We start from the raw sequence: 12525 nt of genomic DNA on the forward strand, positions 1-12525 counted from the left end.
TCCTCTTTGAAGGAATTTCAGGGTGTTTTTATGTTGTAATGAATGGTTTTGATTGGTTTTGTGATAAATATGATGCTTACCCTTTTGTTACTACTTGAACAATGTTACACTAAGATACATAAATGGAACGGTTACATTCAAAGGAGGAAGGGTCTTGACCTTAAAGAGAACGCTCGTCGGTATCATCCGCAGCATGGAGGGGACCAGCGATCGAGCCAAGGATCCCAAATTAAAAACACGGTATTATAACTTATCCAAAGACAGAGCCTGGGAAGAGGTTTCTTCGACACTCAAAAAGATTCCAGGTTATAAAGTACTGCACGAAGTGCCTTCTGTTGGAGAAGTTATACTGGAGAAGCGGACTACCTTTGGACGGACGATGGATATTACAGTTTCCATTATCTCGGTAAGTCCTGTACGTAGTGCAGTGGATATGTATTCAGCTTCCCGTGGTTCACTTGGAGACTTGGGCTCTAACTATCGGACGATTATGAACTTATTCTCTGTACTGGATAAAAAGCTGAGTAAGTATAAAGCAAATGATTGAAATAGATGATGAATAACAAAAAGCGAGAGAAGGTTAACCTTCCTCGCTTTTGTTCTGAACGTATGATAACTTCTACAGCAAAGCTTTTACAGCAGCAATCGCTTGCTCGAAGTTAGGGGAGTCTGTCATTTCAGGCAAATACTCCACATATGTAATCCGGTCTTCAGCATCCACCACAAAAATGGAGCGCATGTCCAACTGGAATTCTTTGATCAGAACGCCGTAGTCTTCACCGAAAGAACGTGTTTTGTAGTCTGACAATGTTACTACGCGGTCAACGCCAGCTGCTCCGCACCAACGGGCTTGAGCGAACGGAAGGTCAACGCTTACTGTCAAGACAACAACATTGTCTCCGAGTTCTCCAGCTTCAACATTGAAACGACGAGTTTGCGCATCGCATACGCCAGTATCCAGGGAAGGAACAACGCTGATCAATTTGATTTTGCCTGCGAAGTCTTTCAGGGATGCATCTTCAACCAGGTTCTTGCTCAGTGTGAAATCGGGTGCTTGATCGCCCACTTTCAATTCGGGTCCGATCAATGTAATAGGGTTGCCTTTAAATGTGGCTTCGCCTGTACGTTCTTGTGTCATAATAATGTTCCTCCTTATAAATTGGTGATCCGTGCCAAAATCCATTATAATCTTTTATGAAAGGCATTGTCCAATTTGGGCATGTACCATTACGATGGATCAGAGATGTAAGTCCGATCTGAACAGGGTGGAGTGAAAGAAGAAATTTATGATATTTATTCGCTATGAGAACTGGAAAGGTTATTTGAAGTATTTCCCTTTGACGTCGATTTTTTTAATTGCCAATGTAGTGATGTTTATCGTGTTAACGGTAAATGGTGGTTCAACGAACAATATGGTGTTGCTGAAATTCGGGGCGCTTACGAATTATGAACTGTTCGCTTCGGAGTGGTGGCGCTACATTACATCCATCTTCCTGCACGCAGGCTTCAGTCATTTATTGTTCAACAGCTTTGCGTTAATTGTATTTGCACCACCGATGGAACGGTTACTCGGATCGGTAAGGTATGGTGTGTTGTACCTGGGTGGTGGTGTGTTGGGTAATATTCTTGCTGTTGCATGGTACAACTCAGTTGGCAGTATTACCATCTCGGTGGGTGCTTCAGGAGCGATCTATGCCGTCTATGGTGCATTCCTGTATGTAGCGCTGTTCCAGCGCACCATGATGGATGAGGCTTCGCGCAAAACGATGTACACCTTGCTTGTGTTCGGGATTATATTCTCCTTCGCCATGTCGGGCATCAACTGGATGGCTCATCTGGGCGGATTGCTGGGTGGATTCTTTATTTATGGACTGTTGATCAGATTGTGGAAACCCCGCAGCTTAAAGCGGTAGTCAGAACGTTCTCAAGATGGAATGCAATCAAGGATAAGTAGGGTATAACAGATTGGAGCGATCAGGCGAGTGGAATTAAGACAGTTGCATTACTTTTTGAAAGTGGCACAGAAGGAACATGTAACACAGGCTGCTGAAGAGTTGCATGTGGCGCAGTCGGCGGTGAGTCGTCAGATTCATCAGCTGGAAGAAGAGCTGGGCGTGGACCTTTTTATGCAAAAGGGGCGAAACCTGCAGTTGACTGCAGTAGGACAGCTCTTTTGCAAACGAATTGAAGGCATATTGAAAGATCTGGATAAGGCAGTCGGGGAAGTTCATGAGTTTCTGGATCCGGAACATGGGGAGATTCGAATCGGATTTCCGCATAGCCTGGGGATTCATCTCATTCCTTCCGTTGTGGCTGCTTTCCGCCAGCGCTACCCTAACGTGAAATTCAGATTCAAGCAGGGGATGTTTCCTACACTCATTCGTGATGTGTTATCGGGAGAAGTAGACTTGGCATTCATTTCTCCATTTCCGGAGAAGCATGATCAAGTGGATGGCGATATTGTACTCACGGAAGAGTTACATGCCATTCTTCCTCCAAATCATCCATTAGCTGGTGAGGAGACGATTGCGCTCGAACAGCTCAAGGATGATAAGTTTGTATTATTCAGCAAAGGTTATTCTCTTCGTCCTATTGTGTGGCATGCCTGTCTGGAAGCTGGTTTTACACCCAAGATTGCTTTTGAAGGGGAAGAGACCGACACCATCCGCGGATTGGTCGCTGCGGGCATGGGGGTCAGTCTGCTGCCTGAGATGGCGTTATTCCAGACGAATCCGTTGCAACCGGCACATGTGGCTATCTCCCATCCAAAAGTAACGCGAACTATCGGGTTAATTCATCGTGCGCATGATAAACTGCCGCTGGTTGCTCAGTCCTTTCGTTCATTCTTGCTTGATTATTTCGGTTTACAACAAAACAATACCCCATCCGATTAACGGTGGGGTATTGTTTTTTGTTTTTGTTGTATTAAGTATCCAATTAATCACGGCTGTTGAAGATTCCGATGTAACGAATCAATTCAAGCAGTGAGATCAGCGCTGCAGCAACGTAAGTCAAAGCTGCGGCATTCAGAACTTTAGCAACACCTTTTTCTTCTTCATTGCGGATATAACCTTCAGACACCATAATCTCTCTTGCACGATTGCTGGCGTTGAACTCAACCGGCAATGTGATAAGTTGGAACGCAACGGTTACGGAGAAGAAGATGATACCGATACCTACAAGGTTCATGGCATTGAAGATGAATCCTGCAATCAACAGGAACGGAGCTAATCCGGATGCAAAGTTCACAATTGGGAAGATCCGGTGACGCAGTGCCAGCATCGGATAACTTTCTTTATGCTGAATGGCGTGGCCAACTTCGTGACACGCTACCGAAACAGCTGAGATTGAGTTTTCATAATATACTGGTTCTGATAAGCGTACAACCCGATTGATCGGATCATAGTGATCAGAGAGTGTTCCGCGTACAGGCTCAATTGGAACATCATGCAGGCCATTAGCGTCGAGCATCTGGCGAGCGGCATCGTAGCCGGTGATTCCATTCTGGTTGGGGACTTCTGACCAACGTCTAAAAGTACCTTTTACGCGAAATTGCGCCCATAAAGAGAGCAAAAAGGCGATAATGATCAATACGAACATACCGTTATTAAAACTCATATTCATTCCTCCGCTTTCTAATAATAAGCTACATCATGGTGTTCTCAAGCAAGATTTTCAGTGCCTCCATTGTACCGGCACTTTTGGTAAGTAGTCCTGCCATCATCTTGCGTGCTTGTACAGGTTTCATCTCCCCAAGTAGCGGTTTGAGTTCATTAACCTCTCGCTCAAGTTGTTGCACGTGAAGTTCCAATGTTGTCAATTTGCTGGCAACTTGTTCTTCCGTGCTAACCAGACGCCACTTTTCAAGAGATTGCTTAATCTCGTCGAGACTATACTTCTCTTGTTTCATCTGTACAATACGTTCAAGCCTGGTTAAAGTTTCATTACTATAGAGACGATAATTTTTTTGTGTACGTTCTTCGGGAGCGATCAGTCCAAGCTTCGTGTAATAATCAATCGTCCGTTCACTAACACCAGCGGTCTTGGCAAGTTCGCCAATCCGAAAAAGTTTCATATCCCCAATGATATTCACCTCGCTTGCAAGTTCAAATGTAGGGAATTGTAGTTTCCGCTTGCGAATTTATATACTACGCCCAATTTTTCTTACTAATAAGTATGATACATGATCTTTAACCGTACAGTCAAACGTTATGCTTTAGTAATCAGCATACTTCATTTCTATATCTATGTGCTCATAGAATGTGATTATGTACTTAAGTGCAAGAAAAAGACGTATGACTTTATTCCCAGAAATAATTTTCAATTTTGATGAAAATACTCTTGTCAACTTTCCTCTCTTCTGCTTATAATGACATTAAGAGTTTCACGATATGTGAAGAAACTTAACATAAGAGGGAGTGGGGTATATGAGAAAGAAATGGTTAGTTTCCGTGTTAGTAATGCTTACTTTATTCGCTTTTCCGGTCAGTGCATTCGCAGCTGCGGAGGGGCCAACTAACATTGAACTTCAAAGTGGTTTGAACTCAGCCTTTACGTTTCTGGCTGTTGTACTCGTGTTTTTGATGCAAGGGGGATTTGCTTTACTTGAAGCGGGTTCAACACGAATGAAGAATGCAGGACACATTGCGGGTAAGACTATCCTGACATTGGGAATTTCAGTTATTGCCTTCTGGGCTTTGGGCTTCGGTCTTGGTTTCGGTAATGGTAACAGCTTCTTTGGAACAACAGGGTTCTTCCTGAGCGGTGACAAAATGGCTGCTTCCTTCGAATCACTGGCTTTCTCCGATGTTCCATTGACTGTTAAATTCGTATTCCACCTCGCTTTTGCGGCGGTATCTCTGGCCATTGCCTGCGGTGGTATGGCTGAACGTGCAAAAATGAGCGTATATATTGTATTCGGTACACTGTATACCATTATCATGTATCCGGTTGTTGCTCACTGGGTATGGGGCGGCGGCTGGTTGGCTGAGCTGGGTATGCAAGACTTTGCAGGATCGACGGTTGTTCACTTGACTGGTGCGACTGCAGCATTGGTAGCGACCATCTTGTTGAAACCACGTATCGGTAAATACAACAAAGACGGCAAACCTAACATCATTCCAGGTCACAACCAAGTGTATTCCGTACTCGGGGTAATTATCCTCTGGATCGGTTGGTTCGGATTTAACCCAGGTAGTACGTTAACTGCTTTGGACGATGGATTCTTTGGTTATGTTGCATTGACTACTAACGTAGCTGCTGCAGCTGGTGGTGTTGCTGCACTGTTGATCTCTTGGGCAGTTCTTGGCAAGTCCGATATTCCTAGCATGTTGAACGGTGTGCTTGCGGCACTCGTTGCAATTACAGGTGCTTGTGCCTTCGTTGAGCCTTGGGCAGCTTTGGTTATCGGTGCTTTGGCTGGGGTTATCACATTCTTCACAGCACAGTACTTCGATCGTAAAGGAATTGACGATCCAATCTACGCTTTCTCCGTACACGGTGTTGCTGGTATGTGGGGAGCAATCTCCACAGGTTTGTTCGCTACACCAGAACTTGCTGAGCATGCGGGTGTAGGTCAAGCGGGTCTGTTCTATGGCGGTGGATTCCACCAATTGGGCGTACAGCTTCTCGGTCTGGCAGGTGCTTTTGCCTTCGTACTGGTAATGTCCTTCATTATCCTGGGCGGAATGAAAGCGATCATGGGCATCCGTGTTACTGAAGAAGAAGAAACAATGGGTCTGGATATCAGTGAGCACGGTACTTACGGATACCCTGAACAAATGAAAAATGTAGATTCTAAATCCAATGGTGGTACGTTCAGCTCCTGAGGTGAATAATGCTGAAACATGCTTCAAGGAGGCTGGACATGATGGAACCCATCTCGTATACAAACTATTCCTGGTCTTATCAGGGAATCGATGGCGCGGTGTCTTCTCAAGAACTGCGCCAGGCACGTGTGATATTACAGAACGAGCTCCAGGAATTGTTGTCCGCTTCCTTGTCGCCGATCGAGTGGTACCAAACGGTAAATGAACTGCATGACCGGATTGCACGGAAAGCAGTAGAGTTATGCATTCAGGGGATGGTTGAGGAAGGCTTCGGCCAACCTCCCGTCCCCTATGCCTTTATCGTATTTGGGAGTTCGGGCAGGGAAGAAGCAACGTTATGGAGTGATCAGGATAATGGCATGATCATTAGTGATACTCCGCATGAAGGTAAAGATGAATATTTTGCACAGCTCGGACAGCGAATGTCAAATATGTTGGAAGAGCTGGGTTACGCTAAATGCGAAGGCAAAGTGATGTGTTCAGAGCCACTATGGAGAAAAACGCTGGCGTCATGGAAACAACAATTAGCAGATTGGAGCTCGGATTTGAATTGGGAGCCCGTTCGTAATCTGATCATTGCTTCAGACATGCGTTTTGTAGCAGGGGAGCAAAGTCTGGCAGAGGAATGGATAACCAGTTTTTATGAACAGTTTAGACTGATTCCTGAACTTTCGGATGCAGTTCTTCGCAATACAGTTAAACATAAAGCGACATTAAATGTACTTGGTCGTGTGGTCACAGAGCGATTTGGTGAACATGCAGGCGGATTTGATGTTAAGTATGGTTTGTATATTCCGCTGGTGAACAGTGCTCGTTATTTGGCTTTGCAACATGGGATCAAGGAATCGTCTACGTTAAAAAGAATGGAGAGACTGACAACACTTGAAGCGGTTCCGTTTACATTACTGGATGCATGCCAGCGGGCGTTCATAGCTGCTCTGAAGTTTCGGAGAAGTACACCAGTGGTCATCCAACGGGACTTGCAACATAGCAGTGGGTTCCTAGATGAGAAGCAGATGAAACAAAAACAGATTCATTATGAGCTCAGGGATACGCTCGGGTTGGTACGACGAGTGCATCGTGCTTTGCAAAGACAGTTACGTTTTGCAGAAAGGAGACGTCCATGAGAGAGCCGGCAAGGGGCAATACAGGATTCTGGAATTCGCTGCGTCAGGGAGGGGTTCCTTCCGCCATCGCTTCCATCATGGGAGCCCCTACGGCGCAACACATGGCGTTTATCCGCTCTATGATGAGAGAACAGCGCAGACCTGAAGTACTGCATACGCCTCTAAATGAGCTGGACGCGGTTGTATTTGATCTGGAAACGACGGGTTTTTCTCCCCAGCATGGGGATGAGATCATCTCATTTGGTGCAGTCCGTATACATGGTGGTGTAGTGCTGGAAGGAGAGCAGTTCTATACGGTGGTTCAATCCAAGACTGCGGTTCCGGAACATATTACTGAACTGACAGGCATCACACAGCAGATGACGCTGGACGCACCAACTTTGCTGGAGGGACTGCATGATTTCATGTCTTTTGTAGGCGGAAATGTTCTAATTGCACACGCAAGTGCGCATGACCGAGCCTTTCTGAATGCAGCTCTGTGGCGGACTTCAAAGGTAAGGCTGACGCATCGTTTAATCGATACGATGATGTTGGCCCGCTGGCTTGAACCAAGCCGGCCGGGGTATGGACTGGATGAATTGCTGGAATCCAGAGGTATTCCGATCTATGGACGTCACCATGCGCTGGAAGATTCGAAAATGACTGCACAGTTATGGTCCTGCTATCTGGAGGACATGACTCGTAAAAATGTGGAGACTTTGGGTGATCTGTATACCCACTTAAGTCACGCATAATGGAACGGGAAGCAGATTGTACGAAGGGACAACGTGGTATGACTGGTCGTGTTGTATCTTCGAGGATTCAATCTGATAACCGTTCAGTTGCATGTGAGATTGTAATCCGGGTGTAAGGTCAGGTGAGCCTATGAGGTACATTTGGAGCAAACCGGCGAAGGCCGGAAGAGCTTGCATGTCCTCTAAGGAAGGAACAGGCTTTGTATGCGGATGAGAATGGAAGATGCCCATCAGTTTAGGTTCCGAGAATACACATCGGATCCATTCGGCATCGTCCAGTGCAAAATGGTGCAGCGGGTCAGGTGCTACGTTACGAATGGGCTGAAACCGACTGATTCGTATGCCGCCCGCTGCGGTTTCACCCAGCATAACCCCGCAGGCTTCTTGCGGCAGCGAAAGGAACATGTGCTTTGACATCTCTTGTTCTACGGAAGAAGGGATGTAGAAGACGTTTTGCTGCCCGTGAAGTGCTGCCATTTGTATTCACCCCTCTCTCTTTGGCTCCTGCTCAGGCAGGAGTCCTTTTTCATTTTATTTTGTGTGATCCGGATTGTAAAATTTTAAAGGAAAAGGGTACAATATTAAAGAGAACATTTAGCATTTACAGAAATTACGGTTTACTTTCAATATGCTAATTATATAAAAGGGTGGCGGGTTATGAAACGAAACAAATACATACTCCTCGGTGTTATATTGCTTGTTAGTATTACAATGGCCCGCAATACAGAGGATGGGATTTCCGCAGTATTTAAGCAGGATGAGCCCATCCCTACAGAGACGGGACCTCGTGCGGGTCTTCTGGCGCCTGCCTTTTCTCTAACAGCAATGGATGGGAAGACGTACAGTGTGGGTGGCGCCAAAGATAAGGCCACGTTCGTCAGTTTCTGGGCATCCTGGTGTGAGCCATGTAAGCAGGAAGCTCCGGAATTGAATAGAATGGCTGCGAAATACAAGGATAAGCTTGATCTGTATGGTGTTAATGTAACATCCTACGATAAACTCAAGGATGCGAAAGCTTTTGTGGATGAGTACCAACTGACGTTCCCTATTCCCTTGGACGAGAAGGGGACGGTATATGCTCAATACAATGGAGTGGCTTTTCCGACGAATGTTCTGATTGACTCCAGAGGCGTTATACAGGAGATTATCCTGGGCATTTTACCCGAAAAAGAGTTGGAACGTAAGATTAAAGAGCTTGTCGCAAACTAATTTTCAGTTAAAAAAGGAAGCCTCCGTTACCCATGATTCATGGATGCAGAGGCTTCCTTTTTATTTTCCGGGAAATAAGCCTTATTAATGGTTACTTAACCCGTGAGCAGGAATAGGGAGTGTACCCGGCTCATCCTGCAATTTTTCTTGAAGTAACGCGTAGCGGAAACTGTGCACGAGAGCTTCCCAACTTGCTTCAATCACGTTCTCGGATACACCAACAGTGTTCCATGTGTTTTCGGTGTTTTTGGATTCGATCAGTACACGCACTTTGGCAGCTGTGGCATCCTTCTCATCCAGTACACGTACTTTGTAGTCTGACAGGTGCATGTTGGCAAGTGAAGGGAAGTATTGTACCAACGCTTTCCGAAGCGCGTTATCGAGTGCATTAACCGGACCGTTTCCTTCAGCAGCGGTATAGACACTTGTTCCAGCCACATTAAGTTTGACAAAAGCTTCAGAAACAACGGATTTTCCTGCCGTTTTCTCTACAAGCATTTTGAATGATTCGAAAGTGAACAATTCTTTCATGTCACCATTCGCTTCACGAATTAACAATTCGAGCGAGGCATCTGCACCTTCGAACTGGTAACCCTGATGCTCCAGATCTTTGATTTTCTCAATAATCTGACGTGAATTGGCACTGCTTGGATCGAACTCAAGACCCAATTCCTGTGCTTTGGACACAATGTTGCTCTGTCCAGCAAGCTCTGAAACCAGCACACGCTGTTTGTTGCCGACCAGTTCAGGCACGATGTGTTCATAAGTACGGGAATCTCGCAGGATGGCAGAGACGTGAATGCCACCTTTGTGAGCAAAAGCAGCATTACCAACATAAGGTTGATTAATCGGCATATTCACATTAGCAATTTCGCTGACATAACGAGCCACGTTTGTAAGTTGTCTCATTGAATCTTCCGTAACACATTCATAGCCAAGCTTCAGTTGCAAATTCGGAATGATGGACGCCAGATTGGCGTTACCGCAACGCTCTCCATAACCGTTCATCGTTCCTTGAACCTGACGGGCTCCAGCTTGTACAGCGCTGAGTGTGTTGGCCACAGCCAGTTCACAATCATTATGTGTATGGATCCCGAGATGTGCGTGAGGCAGGCTTCTATGCAGTGTGGATACGATCTCGTGTACCTCGTTTGGCATCGTCCCGCCGTTGGTATCACACATAACGAGCCAGTCCGCTCCAGCTTCGTGGGCCTTGGTCAAGACCGCTTGAGCATACTCTGGATTATGTTTGAATCCGTCAAAGAAGTGTTCTGCATCAAAGATCACTTCCATACCATTCTGTTTCAGATAGGCGATGGAATCATAGATCATGGACAAGTTTTCTTCCAATGTAGTCTGCAAAGCGGTATGCACATGGAAGTCCCATGATTTACCGACCAAAGTTGCAGCCTGAGCACCAGATTCGATTATGCGCTTCAGGTTGGCGTCTTCACTAGCAACGCTGCCTTTTCGGCGGGTACTGCCAAAAGCAACAACCTTTGCGTTCAGGTTCAATTCCTTGACTCTTTTGAAAAACTCAATGTCCTTGGTGTTGCTGCCGGGAATTCCGCCTTCAATATAATGGACACCCAGGTCATCAAGCTTCTTGGCAATTTTGAGTTTGTCGTCTGCCGATAAGCTGACACCCTCCCCTTGTGTGCCGTCACGTAAAGTCGTATCGAAGATGGAAATGGCCTTTGACATGAAGATCCTCCTTTGAGATAAAGCGCTTTTTTAGAAGTTTAGATGGTAAGTTGGAAAAATCTGTTAAGTACGTTAGTGAATGAATCCTTCGATTCGGCAACGCTACACTGTGTTAAACTCAATGCGCTGATTTGTCCTAAAGTCGTCAATTTGTATAATTAATTATTATAGCACCATTATAGCCAAATGCTACATAGAAATCGCAGTTTCATGTAACAATTATCGGATTTTAGAGCAAAAAGAAGGATGTTAATCATAATCCGGATGTATGTTATAATCTATTATTGAGTTTTAATTGGAATATATGGAAGAAAAGGAGGGGTGATTTTGACTTTTTTATGGGAAAATACGATTATTGCTCTGATCACTTTGATATTTTTTGTGAGTGTAGGATGGTTAATTATTAGGTCTCTGATCAGATCTCGCAGAAAATAAATGCTCGTGACTGAATTATCATAACGGGTTTGATATACTATAGAAGAAAGTAATTTAGTTTTCATTAATTAGTGTGCATGAAAGGGCGGGGGTTCATGATGTCTTCAGAAGGCAATCCTCCAGCGAATGTGGATCAATACTACCCTACAGCCGGACGGGTGATTCTGCATGTGGATATGAATGCTTTCTACTGCTCTGTACATGAAGCCGAGGAACCAGATTTATATAGAGGAAAAGCAACGGCCGTTGCGGGCAGCAGTGAACTGCGAAAGGGAGTAATCGTAACCTGCTCATATGTCGCTCGTAATCGAGGCATCTCAACAGGGATGGTTGTGCACCAAGCCATGAAAAAGTGCCCTGATCTCATTGTGATTCGTCCTGATTTTCATTTATATCGTCAATATTCAAGAGCTTTCATGCAAATTGCGTATAGTTATACCCCTCAACTTGAGGCGACGTCCATTGATGAGTGTTATCTTGATATTACAGGCTCAAGGCAATTTGGAAATCCAATGGAGATTGCGGAGAGCATTCAGCGGAGAATCAAGGATGAATTAGGGCTGCCTTGTTCCATTGGCATTGCACCCAACAAATTATTGGCGAAAATGGCTTCAGATCTGAAAAAACCGAATGGTATCTCCATTTTGCGTATGAGGGACGTACCTCGGATTCTTTGGCATAGGCCATGTAACGAGATGTTTGGCATTGGTAAAAAAACGGCTGAAAAGCTGAAGAAACTGGGCATTGAAACGATTGGTCAATTGGCCAAATCAGATGAGAACATGTTGACCGAACTATTCGGAGTCAATGGAGCGTGGCTCAAAAATTCTGCGAATGGCATTAACCATTCCGCGGTTCACGCTGAACGGGAAGCCAATAAATCTATTGGACATACGACCACTTTACCGGCGGATGTATCGGATATGAACGATATTCATCGGGTTTTCCTCAATATAAGTGACCAGGTAGCCAGGAGATTGCGCAAGCACGAAATGTTTAGCCAAGGTATTCAGATTACGATTCGGACACCGGATATGAAGACGATCACCCGATCACGTTTAATGGAAGTCCCAACGGAGGATGCATCGATCATCTACCGTGAAGCTTGTCAATTATTCGCGAAGCATTGGGGCAGTGGTAAGCCTGTACGCATGCTGGGCGTGACACTTCAAAACCTGATTCCAAGAGAAGAGTCCGCTGTGCAGATGGACTTGTTCGAATATGAGCAGAAGCCCAAGAAGGACAATTTGATTCGAATTATGGATCAGTTACGTGATAAATTTGGTGAGAATGCTGTTGTGACCGCAGGCATGCTTGGGGACGATCCTTCCGTGCTGCTTCGCAATCATAAAGTACGGGGCACTTCCCTGCAAAAAGATAACTTGCAAAGTCTTGATTAAATAAGGGATAATAGAGACTTGTGGTTGGAAAATGATTTGTAATTATTCTTACTTTGTATTAATATGTTTCTAGATAAAAACACTGTAC

At 45.1% G+C, this 12525-nt stretch carries 13 protein-coding genes; 8 read left to right on the forward strand and 5 right to left on the reverse strand.

Features of this window, described 5'->3' with window-relative positions:
- Nucleotides 1-154: 154 nt before the first annotated feature.
- Nucleotides 155-547 (forward strand): DUF1499 domain-containing protein, encoded by a 393-nt coding sequence (locus MHI06_RS10290; protein WP_017689382.1) that lies wholly within the window; start codon nt 155-157, stop codon nt 545-547.
- A 72-nt stretch (nt 548-619) separates the two neighbouring features.
- Here the strand turns inward: MHI06_RS10290 and tpx are convergent, their stop codons facing one another.
- A complete protein-coding gene (tpx, locus tag MHI06_RS10295) occupies nt 620-1138 on the reverse strand; it encodes a thiol peroxidase (protein ID WP_340401397.1) in 519 nt (172 codons plus the stop codon).
- A 148-nt stretch (nt 1139-1286) separates the two neighbouring features.
- Here tpx and MHI06_RS10300 point away from each other — a divergent pair, with 148 nt between their 5' ends.
- Both MHI06_RS10300 and MHI06_RS10305 read left to right on the forward strand, forming a co-directional pair.
- Entirely contained in the window at nt 1287-1913 is a 627-nt protein-coding gene (locus MHI06_RS10300; protein ID WP_145319307.1) for a rhomboid family intramembrane serine protease, read from the forward strand.
- A 69-nt stretch (nt 1914-1982) separates the two neighbouring features.
- Nucleotides 1983-2894 (forward strand): LysR family transcriptional regulator, encoded by a 912-nt coding sequence (locus MHI06_RS10305; RefSeq protein ID WP_036609648.1) that lies wholly within the window; start codon nt 1983-1985, stop codon nt 2892-2894.
- Nucleotides 2895-2937: 43 nt separating this feature from the next.
- Here the strand turns inward: MHI06_RS10305 and MHI06_RS10310 are convergent, their stop codons facing one another.
- Nucleotides 2938-3618, reverse strand: a complete 681-nt coding sequence (locus MHI06_RS10310; protein WP_169478615.1) for a zinc metallopeptidase — start codon at nt 3616-3618, stop codon at nt 2938-2940.
- A 28-nt stretch (nt 3619-3646) separates the two neighbouring features.
- Nucleotides 3647-4075, reverse strand: a complete 429-nt coding sequence (locus MHI06_RS10315; protein ID WP_017689377.1) for a MerR family transcriptional regulator — start codon at nt 4073-4075, stop codon at nt 3647-3649.
- Between the two features lie 352 nt (nt 4076-4427).
- Here MHI06_RS10315 and MHI06_RS10320 point away from each other — a divergent pair, with 352 nt between their 5' ends.
- Genes MHI06_RS10320 through MHI06_RS10330 form a run of 3 tightly spaced genes read left to right on the forward strand, consistent with a single transcriptional unit; the run spans nt 4428 to nt 7689 of the window.
- Entirely contained in the window at nt 4428-5828 is a 1401-nt protein-coding gene (locus tag MHI06_RS10320; RefSeq protein WP_062833649.1) for an ammonium transporter, read from the forward strand.
- 38 nt (nt 5829-5866) lie between these two features.
- Nucleotides 5867-6955, forward strand: coding sequence for a DUF294 nucleotidyltransferase-like domain-containing protein (locus MHI06_RS10325; RefSeq protein WP_340401398.1), 1089 nt, complete (start codon nt 5867-5869; stop codon nt 6953-6955).
- Nucleotides 6952-7689 (forward strand): exonuclease domain-containing protein, encoded by a 738-nt coding sequence (locus tag MHI06_RS10330; protein ID WP_169478614.1) that lies wholly within the window; start codon nt 6952-6954, stop codon nt 7687-7689. Before MHI06_RS10325 ends, MHI06_RS10330 begins: the two co-directional genes overlap by 4 nt.
- Here MHI06_RS10330 and MHI06_RS10335 read toward each other — a convergent pair.
- A complete protein-coding gene (locus MHI06_RS10335) occupies nt 7675-8166 on the reverse strand; it encodes a M67 family metallopeptidase (protein WP_340401399.1) in 492 nt (163 codons plus the stop codon). The two genes, MHI06_RS10330 and MHI06_RS10335, sit on opposite strands and share 15 nt — an antisense overlap.
- Nucleotides 8167-8346: 180 nt before the next feature.
- Here MHI06_RS10335 and MHI06_RS10340 point away from each other — a divergent pair, with 180 nt between their 5' ends.
- Complete coding sequence (locus MHI06_RS10340) at nt 8347-8898, forward strand: TlpA disulfide reductase family protein (protein ID WP_340401400.1); 552 nt, start codon at nt 8347-8349, stop codon at nt 8896-8898.
- A gap of 84 nt (nt 8899-8982) precedes the next feature.
- Here the strand turns inward: MHI06_RS10340 and cimA are convergent, their stop codons facing one another.
- The gene (gene cimA / locus MHI06_RS10345) at nt 8983-10602 is read right to left on the reverse strand and encodes a citramalate synthase (RefSeq protein ID WP_340401401.1); all 1620 of its coding nucleotides are present in this window, start codon (nt 10600-10602) and stop codon (nt 8983-8985) included.
- Between the two features lie 533 nt (nt 10603-11135).
- Here cimA and MHI06_RS10350 point away from each other — a divergent pair.
- Nucleotides 11136-12437 carry a DNA polymerase IV gene (locus MHI06_RS10350; RefSeq protein WP_248278015.1) on the forward strand — a complete coding sequence of 434 codons (1302 nt, stop codon included), beginning with the start codon at nt 11136-11138 and terminating at the stop codon, nt 12435-12437.
- Nucleotides 12438-12525 lie beyond the last annotated feature (88 nt).

The organism is Paenibacillus sp. FSL H8-0079 (genome assembly GCF_037991315.1).
Lineage (GTDB): Bacteria > Bacillota > Bacilli > Paenibacillales > Paenibacillaceae > Paenibacillus.

Excerpts from the sequence above, each read along its gene's own strand:
- tpx (WP_340401397.1), bottom strand. The coding sequence starts at position 1,138 with ATGACACAAGAACGTACAGGCGAAGCCACATTTAAAGGCAACCCTATT.
- MHI06_RS10300 (WP_145319307.1), top strand. The coding sequence starts at position 1,287 with ATGATATTTATTCGCTATGAGAACTGGAAAGGTTATTTGAAGTATTTC.
- MHI06_RS10310 (WP_169478615.1), bottom strand. The coding sequence starts at position 3,618 with ATGAGTTTTAATAACGGTATGTTCGTATTGATCATTATCGCCTTTTTG.
- MHI06_RS10315 (WP_017689377.1), bottom strand. The coding sequence starts at position 4,075 with ATGAAACTTTTTCGGATTGGCGAACTTGCCAAGACCGCTGGTGTTAGT.
- MHI06_RS10320 (WP_062833649.1), top strand. The coding sequence starts at position 4,428 with ATGAGAAAGAAATGGTTAGTTTCCGTGTTAGTAATGCTTACTTTATTC.
- MHI06_RS10325 (WP_340401398.1), top strand. The coding sequence starts at position 5,867 with ATGATGGAACCCATCTCGTATACAAACTATTCCTGGTCTTATCAGGGA.
- MHI06_RS10330 (WP_169478614.1), top strand. The coding sequence starts at position 6,952 with ATGAGAGAGCCGGCAAGGGGCAATACAGGATTCTGGAATTCGCTGCGT.
- MHI06_RS10335 (WP_340401399.1), bottom strand. The coding sequence starts at position 8,166 with ATGGCAGCACTTCACGGGCAGCAAAACGTCTTCTACATCCCTTCTTCC.
- MHI06_RS10340 (WP_340401400.1), top strand. The coding sequence starts at position 8,347 with ATGAAACGAAACAAATACATACTCCTCGGTGTTATATTGCTTGTTAGT.
- cimA (WP_340401401.1), bottom strand. The coding sequence starts at position 10,602 with ATGTCAAAGGCCATTTCCATCTTCGATACGACTTTACGTGACGGCACA.
- MHI06_RS10350 (WP_248278015.1), top strand. The coding sequence starts at position 11,136 with ATGTCTTCAGAAGGCAATCCTCCAGCGAATGTGGATCAATACTACCCT.